General features: G+C 63.2%; 8 protein-coding genes. 1 reads left to right on the plus strand and 7 read right to left on the minus strand.

Going from position 1 to position 7,675, the window contains the following annotated elements; genetic code table 11:
• Both WB785_RS13755 and WB785_RS13760 read right to left on the minus strand, forming a co-directional pair.
• The coding region (locus WB785_RS13755) for a Dps family protein (RefSeq protein WP_424079893.1) at positions 1–469 on the minus strand (469 nt) is incomplete at its 3' end.
• Between the two features lie 46 nt (positions 470–515).
• Positions 516–1,442 carry a DNA-3-methyladenine glycosylase family protein gene (locus WB785_RS13760; RefSeq protein WP_424079894.1) on the minus strand — a complete coding sequence of 309 codons (927 nt, stop codon included), beginning with the start codon at positions 1,440–1,442 and terminating at the stop codon, positions 516–518.
• A gap of 57 nt (positions 1,443–1,499) precedes the next feature.
• Between WB785_RS13760 and WB785_RS13765 the strand changes: the two genes are divergently transcribed.
• On the plus strand, positions 1,500–1,898 hold the full coding sequence (locus WB785_RS13765) for a nuclear transport factor 2 family protein (RefSeq protein ID WP_424079895.1): 399 nt from the start codon (positions 1,500–1,502) through the stop codon (positions 1,896–1,898).
• Here WB785_RS13765 and WB785_RS13770 read toward each other — a convergent pair.
• The 5 genes from WB785_RS13770 to WB785_RS13790 all read right to left on the minus strand — a co-directional run bounded on the left by WB785_RS13770 (position 1,895) and on the right by WB785_RS13790 (position 7,590).
• On the minus strand, positions 1,895–2,275 hold the full coding sequence (locus tag WB785_RS13770) for a DUF427 domain-containing protein (protein ID WP_424079896.1): 381 nt from the start codon (positions 2,273–2,275) through the stop codon (positions 1,895–1,897). The two genes, WB785_RS13765 and WB785_RS13770, sit on opposite strands and share 4 nt — an antisense overlap.
• A gap of 72 nt (positions 2,276–2,347) precedes the next feature.
• Positions 2,348–3,163: a class I SAM-dependent methyltransferase gene (locus WB785_RS13775; RefSeq protein WP_424079899.1), complete on the minus strand. Its 816-nt coding sequence runs from the start codon at positions 3,161–3,163 to the stop codon at positions 2,348–2,350.
• Between the two features lie 156 nt (positions 3,164–3,319).
• Positions 3,320–4,918, minus strand: a complete 1,599-nt coding sequence (locus WB785_RS13780) for a virulence factor Mce family protein (RefSeq protein WP_424079897.1) — start codon at positions 4,916–4,918, stop codon at positions 3,320–3,322.
• Positions 4,919–4,921: 3 nt separating this feature from the next.
• Entirely contained in the window at positions 4,922–6,055 is a 1,134-nt protein-coding gene (locus WB785_RS13785; RefSeq protein WP_424079900.1) for a virulence factor Mce family protein, read from the minus strand.
• A gap of 8 nt (positions 6,056–6,063) precedes the next feature.
• Entirely contained in the window at positions 6,064–7,590 is a 1,527-nt protein-coding gene (locus WB785_RS13790) for a virulence factor Mce family protein (RefSeq protein ID WP_424079898.1), read from the minus strand.
• Between the last annotated feature and the right edge of the window lie 85 nt (positions 7,591–7,675).

A 7,675-nucleotide genomic window follows, 5' to 3' on the forward strand; every position in this document is an offset into this window, starting at 1 on the left:
CCAGGTGAGCCCGCACAAACCACTGGAACTTTTCCAGCTCGGCGGCCTGGTCGATGAGGATGTCCTGGGTGACCGGATCCAGTTTTTCGGTTTCGTTGATGGCGGTCCGGGTGTCTTCGATGACACCGTTGTAGACCAGGTCGAGCGCGGCCAAGTGCGCCTGCACAGTGTCGCGGCCAACGGAGTAGTCGTCCCAGGTGCGGTCCTTGAGGATTGCGCCCGGGGTACCTTGCGGCGACCCGCCAAGAGTCGCGATCCGCTCGGCCACTTCGTCGGCGTAGCCACGTACGAGTTCCACCTGCGGGTCGATCATCTCGTGCACCCCGATGAAGTTGGGGCCAACCACATTCCAGTGGACGTGCTTGAGCGTCAGATGCAGATCGTTGTAGGTGCTCAGCTGCTTCTGCAACAGCCCAGCGACTTTAATTGCCTGCTTTTCGGTCATGCCGGGGATCGTGAACTGAGTCATGGGTGGTCTCATACCCGATGACCGCGAGCGGTAACCGCAAGGCGCGTCACAGCGCGCGGATGTCCTGAACGGGCAGTCGCGCGCCGCGCCGTGGCTCATATGCCAGCCCGCTGGCCTCCAGCAACCGGACCACCCGGTGCCGATGCGGTCGCATCGGCTCAAGCAGCTCGACCATGTCGGCGTCGACGATCGGATGTCCCAGCAGCGTCCAGCCGATCATCTTCGGGATGTGATAGTCACCCACCGACAAAGCGTCGGGATCGCCGAAGGCACGTTGCGCTGTCTCGGCGGCTGTCCATACTCCGACTCCGGGGAGCGACGTCAGCGCGTCGCGGGCTTTTGCGGCCGGCCATGACGCCAGCCGTTCCAGCGACGGCGCCCGCTGCGCACAGCTGATGATGGTGCGCGCTCGTCCGGGATCGACGTTGGCACGGTGGAATTCCCACGACGGAATGTGCCGCCACACATCGGCTGACGGCGGCACCCGCATCCGCGTGGGCGCGGGTCCCGGTGCGGGTGTGCCGAATTTGGTCACCAGCAACCGCCACGAACGGAATGCGTCGGCGCCCGGCACCCGCTGCTCGATGACCGCCGGGATGAGAGCTTCCAACACCTGGCCGGTACGTCCCAACCGCAGATGCGGCACCCGGCGGCGCGCGGCCGCGACGATCGGATCGGCCGCAACGAAGTCCGATGCGTCGTCTTGCGCACCGAGCATGGCCGGGAGGGCATCGAGGAATTCATCGGCGCCGCTTCCCCATGCCGTGCATTCGACGGCATCGGACTCGGCGCGGCTGATCCGGGCGGTGACGGCTCCGCTGCGCAACAGGCTGGTCCGCCACATTGCGCCGTCATCGCCCACCTGAAAACAAGGATCACCAGGACCTCGGCGCAGCGGAAGCAGGGTGAGCCCGGGGCTGACGACACCGGCGAACGTCACTGTGCGAGCCCTACTCACCACCTGCTCGATCATAGGTTCGGCGTCCGACCGTGATTGACCGGTAACGGTCTTCCACGTCAGGATGGCGTTGTGACCACCCCGTTCGACGATCCGCAGTCCGAATTGGCGTGGATGTTCTTACAGTGCCTGTCCGACGGCGCGGACGTCGACGAATGCTTCGGGCTGCTCAGCGACGACTTCACCTACTGGAGCCTGCAGACCCGAAAATCAGTCGATAGGGCGGGGCTGCGACAGGAAGTCGAGCGGCGCAAGCGTCGTGCCGAGATGAACCTCGACTTCATCCAATGCTTCAACGATGGCGAAAGCGTAGTCATCGAAGCGCTGACCGAAGGCGAGACGGTCGAAGGCGTGCGCTACGAGAGCCCCGCGGTCTTCATCTTCGAGACCCGCGACGGCCTCATCGTGTCATTGCGCGAATACGGTGACACCGAGCTCGCTGCGCAGCTGTTCGGTCCGGCCAAGCCTTAGTCGGGCTCGACAGTGATCTCAGCTTTGTCGGGGTAGAAGGCGACATGCCCGGCGATTGCCGCCACTGCGGGGTAAGGCTGTTCGTAGGTCCAGATCACGTCGTCGACGGTGTCGCCCGCGGCGGTGGTCACACTGTAGTAGGCAGCTTCACCCTTGTATGGGCAATAAGTGCTGGTGTCGGTGCGGGTGAGCAGGCCTTGTACAACGTCGTTCAGCGGAATGTATTGCACTGCAGGGTAAGTGGACTCTTGCAGCTGCAGTGCGTCACGGGTGTCGGCGACGACCTCGCCGTTGACCCGAACGACGACGCGCGTCTGGGTCGGGTTGATCGTGATCGGATGTTCGGTGGTGGGTTCCAGGACAGGCCGACTGGTCATGGTGACAGCTCCTCACGTGTGGATAGCTGGTTCAACACCGTGTGGCACGCAAGATTCCCGTGTCGGTGAAATTCACGTCGTTCCGAACGCGTAGCAGTGATATTGGGACATGTTGGCAAAGGCGGAAACCAGGGCCATCGTCTTGCCCATCAACTTGGCCGAGCGCGGCAACTTAGCGAAGGTGTCCGATTCGAACCACCGCTGCCAGGCCACCAGCCGGACCCCGGGCACCGCGGCGATGATGTCGTCCGGCCCGTTGATCGCCCAGCGCAAGGTGGATCCCGAGCGGCGCACCACGGTGTTGAGCACCTGCGACTTGATCCCGAGCGAGTTGAACGCGTCGAACTGCAGCTCACCCGAACCGAAATGGCCTACCACCCTGCGCAGCAGGGCGGTGCCCTCGTGCTCGGTCAAATACATGGTCAATCCTTCGCCGAGCATCAGCGCTGGGCGGTCGGCGGGAATGTCGGCCAGCCAACCCGGATCGGTCACCGAGGCTGCCACGACGTGGTAGTGCTCGGCGGGCGGGTAAAGCTGGGTGCGAATAGCAGCGACCTCGGGGTAGTCCACGTCGTACCACTCGACACCCGGACCCGGCTGCAGTCGAAAGAACCGACTGTCCAGACCGCAGCCCACATGCAGCACGACGGCTTGCGGATGCGCAGTCAGGAATTGGTTGGCCCATTCGTCGAAGTGTGCGGCGCGGGTAGTCACCGACGGCGCCCTGCGCGGGGTGATGGTGGTCTTCTTCCAGTCGTAATCGATGCGCTCGACGATGTCTTTGGCGAACCGATCCCCCAGAATCGGCTCCTTGAAGTCGGCGTCCAGCGCCTTCGCATACAGCGTCGCAAGCATCGTCTGCGGAGCCCCGCTCAGATCGACGCGCACCCGTTCGGTTGTCACGTGCTCGAGGCTAGTCGGCAGGGCCCACCCCGTGGATGTCCTGAACGGCAGGCGGCGTGGTGTTCAGCCCCGCTCGACGGCTGGCTTGGCGTAAACCCCAGCGACGTCAATGGTTTCGCGGTCGTCTGGACAAGGCGAGGTTCAGCCGGCGGGCGCCAACATGTTTTTCCATCCGTCGTCCCCCAGGTGATTTGACTCTTCGAGGGAGTACTTGCTGCCATCGGGACCCACGATTTCGCCACTGGAGGGTACGTACATCGCCGTCGAGCCGCCTGGCCCTACCCAAACGCCGCTCCTCAGCATCGCTTCGCTCTGCATCGTCGCCGGCGTGTAGATACACGGATTGGGCTGTTGCCCGTTGCACTGCACGGCGCCCGATCCGGGCCGCTGCAGCGGATCATTGACCGGCGGCGGTGGTGCCGGCAACCGATCAGCCGGCAACGGGTTGAGCCCGTTGTTGATCGACGGCGCCGGTATCACCTTGCCCGGATCGACGGGCTGATCGCAGCGAGCGCCGGGAGCCGGACAGTTGCGCAGCTGATTGGGGTCGCCGTACCACGGGTTGGTGCCCAGCGGGACGTACGGCTTGTTGTCGCGGCACTCGCGTGGCGTCGCCGCACGCTTGCCAGGAACGTCGACACACGGATAGTTCCGGGCACCGCGCACCACGTTGGCCGGTGTGTCTTGCGGGATCTTGCAGTAGGTTCCGGTCGGCAACGGCGCCATGCTGGTGTCAGCGGGCGACCGCCACTGCGACGCGGGGAGGAACCCGGTCATGCACGGCGGCGGGTTATTGATCGACAGGTTGAGGCCCATCAGCACCGCGCCGGGAGCGGACGCAACCAATGTCTGTCCGACCGCGGCGATCTCCGGTAAGAAAACCAACAGCTGCTCGAGACCTTTGTTGTAGCGCTTGAGCATATCGGCAACGATCTCCAGGTTCGCCAACGTCTGCGGCAGCGATTCGCGCACATCACTGAACACCTCGCTGACCTGATCGGCGGTGGGCGCCGCCTTCGACAAGATGTTCTGCACATGTTGGTCGTTTTGCGCGATCTGCCCGGTCAGCACGTCGAGGTTGTGCGACCACTCCTGGATCGAATCACCCGAGTTGACTTGGCTATCCAGGATCGGTGCCGCGTTTCCAATGATGTCGTCGACGTCGGCAATGTTGGCTTGGAAGTCGCCGACGATCGACTGCGTCGAATCGACCAGCCGCTGCAACGCCGGGCCTAGTCCGCCGACGGCCTGCGCCGTTTCGTCAAGCAGCGATGCGATCTTGCGCTTGGGCAGCACCGACAAGCCACGGTTGGCGGCGTCCAACGCAGGGCCGATCTCGCTGGGCACGGTGCCTTTGGTGATGGTTTGTCCGGGTGCGAGAAACATTCGCGGGTTTCCCGTCGACACCAGGTCCAGATATTGCTCACCGATCGCCGATACCGAGTGCACATTGGCCGACGCATCGATCGGGATCTTGTAGCGGCTGTCGATGGAAAGCGTCGCCCGGACACCATGTTTCGTCGGTTCGACCTTGGTAACCCTGCCGATCTGGATCCCTCGATAGGTCACATTCGACGTGCGATACAACCCGCCCGACGCCGGCAGCTCCGCCACCAACCGATACTGACCAACCCCGAGCTGGCTGGGAATGCGTAAGTAGTACCAGCCCAACGCAACCAGTGCGATCACCGTCAGGGCCGCGAACACAATCAACTGGATGCGGATCAAGCGGGTCAACATCGCTTACTCACCCCGCTCCACGGGCGCGTCGGCCGGGTTCGGCGTGTCGCGGCTGTCGGGAATCATCGTGGTGGGTTCGCGACCCCACGACTGTTCGAGGGCGCGCAAGGCCCCGGAAAAGCCCGTACCGGTGAAGATCGCGTTGTCGATCGTGCTCAATGTGAGGTCCAGTGCTCCGGAGACATTGATGTAGTCGCCGCGGACGATCTTCGGCACGCTATCGATGCTGAACGGCGGTGACAGCAGGAAGCTCAGCGCCTCAACCAAATACGGTGCAGCACGACCGAGCTGCTTGAGCGGCCGCTGCAACTGGCTCAGATCCTCGTGCAGATCGCCCCGTGCGGTTGACAATGTCTGATCGACGACATTACTGATCCGCCCCACAGTGTCGACGGTGTTGGCGAACAGGTCGCGCTGGTCAGCGAAATGCTCGACCAGCGGCGGGAATTCGGTCAGTACTTGGTCCAGGGTGTCCGTGCGATCACTCACATATGACAGCAGCCGGTCAGTGGAGTCGATGACGTGGCCGATATCGTCGCGCTGTTTGTTCAGCTGGCCGGTGAAAGTGCTCAGCTTGCCCAAAAAGTCCCGGATCTGTTGGGCACGCCCGGCCAGAATCTTGTAAACCTCGTTTTGGATCACCTCGAGATTCGGGACGCCCCCGCCGCGTAGCACCATGGCCAAGCTGGCCAGCGTCTGCTCGGTGGAGGGGTACGCCGACGAATTCGTCAGAGGGATGATGTCTCCGCTCTTCAATAGCTGCGGCGACGGGTCGAGGGGCGCGGCCAGCTCCACATGCTGCGAACCCAGCAGGCTGGTCTGGCCGATCTTGGCCGTGGCATTCTTCGGGAGCTTAACCCCCTTTGCCAGGTCCACGGTCAGGGTGGGAACCCAATTCTTGAGGTTGATCGCGCGAACGCTACCGGCGAACACGTCGGCCACCAGTACCCGGCTGTTGCCGTTGAGTGCCAACGTATTTGGCATCTGTACGTAGATGGTGTAGGAGCCTTTGCCGCTGCCGGGACCGCCGGGTAACGGCACATTGGCGATACCCCGCCAGTGCCCGCATGATGTCAGCACGACCGTTGCCGTCAGCAACGCCAACGTCTGCCAAGCGCGGTGGCGAACCGACCGCATCGCGCGCCTCACGAGCCGGCTCCTGCGGGTGCCGCCGGGGCCGCGGTCGGCGATGGGAGGGGTTGCGGGTACCACGGCGGTGGTAGCGGGTTGTTCTCGTCGTAGGCATTCGGCGGGCCGGCCATGTTCTGGGCGGGTGGTGGCGGTGCGATATCGGGCCCACCCATCAGCTCGGCCAAAGATGCCGGTGTTAGCAGGTTCGCGGTCGCGGGCGCGACGTTGATCCCTTGCATACCCGGCGCGACAACCCATCCTGGCTCGGAGTTGCGGTGGGACCACGGCGTATCCGGTGAGAAGATGCCGGGGACAGTGGTGTCCTTGTATCCGGGCGGCGGCTGCAGGCGCGGCTCGGAGTACGCCACATTCTTGGGCGACGTGTCAGCGGAGCTGAACAGGTTGATTCCGGACGGGAAATAGTTGAACTTGATCGCGTCCATGATCGGCGCCAGATATTGCGCACACAACTCTGCCGAATCTTGATAGCCGAGTCGGCTGCCGGCCTGAATCGCGCTGCAAATGAACTGCATTGGGTTGGCGAAGTTGACCAACGCGGGCACGCCGGTCAAACTGCCGTGCGCTGGCTCGTAGATCGCAAGAACGTTGGCGGCCATGTTCGGCAATATGTGCAGCGCAGTCTCCAAACCCTCGCGCGGTTCCGGCTGCATGAGGGCGGTGGTGGCTTCGCCGAGGTTATTGATGTCGTGCGCCAGCACCTCGCGGTTCTCGGTCAAGAATGTACTCGCGGTGGACAGCAGGCTGTCGGTCTGTTGGAAGGCTTTGGCGGCTGCTTGATCGGAACTGGTTAGGTGAGCGGTGAATTGGGACAGGTCTTTGTTCAGAGCGACGAATTGTTCGTCGTCGCGGTGCAACGCGTTGACGAACAACGCCAGGCTGTGTAACACCGTGAAGAAATCGCCACGGCCTTCGTCCAAGGTGCTGAGTGCGGTCGAGAGGCTGTCCAGGGTGGTGTTGATCTGCTTGCCCTTCCCCGCCAGGCCGTCGGCGAAGGATTCGATGATGTCACCGAATGGCCCTTTCTTCTGTTCTTTGGTAGGGCCGAGGTTGTCGATGATGTGAGTGATGTTGTTGCGCAGGTCATCCCACTCGACCGGCACCTGGGTGCGGTCTTCTGAGATCACCGCGTTGTCGGCCAGTACGGGCCCACCCTTATAGGGCGGTTCCAACTGAATGCTTCGGGAGGCCACCAGCGTGGGGTTGAGGATCATCGCCTGCGCGTCAGCGGGCACCTTGTATTTGTTGGCGTAGTGGAAGGTGACTTTCATTTTGTCGCCGACGGGTTCGATCTTGTCGATCGCCCCGACGCGGATGCCCATGATGACGACCTTGTCCCCGGCGTAGAGCGCATTGGTCTCCGGGAAATAGGCCACCACGGTGTTGTTGGTGAGTTTTCTGTAGAGCTGCGCGCCCACCAATCCGGCAACCAGACCGCCTGCGAGAACGAGTGATCCGATGATCACCGTCGCGCGCGACAGCCGCGGCAGTTGCAGTTTGCGGATATCGAAGATCGTGCTCATCGGCTATTACCCCCCATCTCCGCCGGGCGTGATAAACGGGGCCGGTAGCTGCGGGCCCGGTACCGGCCGCGCCGCGGGTCCGGGC

The organism is Mycobacterium sp. (assembly GCF_049585075.1).
Taxonomy (GTDB): Bacteria; Actinomycetota; Actinomycetes; order Mycobacteriales; family Mycobacteriaceae; genus Mycobacterium.

Bases quoted from the DNA above. Each gene is read 5' to 3' on its own strand.
- WB785_RS13760 (WP_424079894.1), bottom strand. From the start codon at position 1,442: ATGATCGAGCAGGTGGTGAGTAGGGCTCGCACAGTGACGTTCGCCGGT.
- WB785_RS13770 (WP_424079896.1), bottom strand. From the start codon at position 2,275: ATGACCAGTCGGCCTGTCCTGGAACCCACCACCGAACATCCGATCACG.
- WB785_RS13780 (WP_424079897.1), bottom strand. From the start codon at position 4,918: ATGTTGACCCGCTTGATCCGCATCCAGTTGATTGTGTTCGCGGCCCTG.
- WB785_RS13785 (WP_424079900.1), bottom strand. From the start codon at position 6,055: ATGCGGTCGGTTCGCCACCGCGCTTGGCAGACGTTGGCGTTGCTGACG.
- WB785_RS13790 (WP_424079898.1), bottom strand. From the start codon at position 7,590: ATGAGCACGATCTTCGATATCCGCAAACTGCAACTGCCGCGGCTGTCG.